General features: G+C 56.2%; 1 rRNA gene. It reads right to left on the bottom strand.

Annotation, left to right across the window (positions count from 1 at the left end):
• Positions 1 to 621 (bottom strand): 23S ribosomal RNA (locus tag CU044_RS20040); the annotation flags it as partial.

Genomic DNA, 621 nt, shown 5'->3' with positions numbered 1-621 from the left:
AATGACACGACTTCGGCGGTACGCTTGAGCCCCGCTACATTGTCGGCGCGGAATCACTTGACCAGTGAGCTATTACGCACTCTTTCAAGGGTGGCTGCTTCTAAGCCAACCTCCTGGTTGTCTCTGCGACTCCACATCCTTTCCCACTTAGCGTACGCTTAGGGGCCTTAGTCGATGCTCTGGGCTGTTTCCCTCTCGACCATGGAGCTTATCCCCCACAGTCTCACTGCCGCGCTCTCACTTACCGGCATTCGGAGTTTGGCTAAGGTCAGTAACCCGGTAGGGCCCATCGCCTATCCAGTGCTCTACCTCCGGCAAGAAACACACGACGCTGCACCTAAATGCATTTCGGGGAGAACCAGCTATCACGGAGTTTGATTGGCCTTTCACCCCTAACCACAGGTCATCCCCCAGGTTTTCAACCCTGGTGGGTTCGGTCCTCCACGAAGTCTTACCTCCGCTTCAACCTGCCCATGGCTAGATCACTCCGCTTCGGGTCTTGAGCGCGCTACTAAACCGCCCTATTCGGACTCGCTTTCGCTACGGCTTCCCCACACGGGTTAACCTCGCAACACACCGCAAACTCGCAGGCTCATTCTTCAAAAGGCACGCAGTCACGAC

This window comes from Streptomyces sp. L-9-10, from assembly GCF_004151105.1.
Taxonomy (GTDB): Bacteria; Actinomycetota; Actinomycetes; order Streptomycetales; family Streptomycetaceae; genus Streptomyces.
Note: the sequence above shows the minus strand (reverse complement) of the source record. Positions and strands in the feature narration are given on the sequence as shown.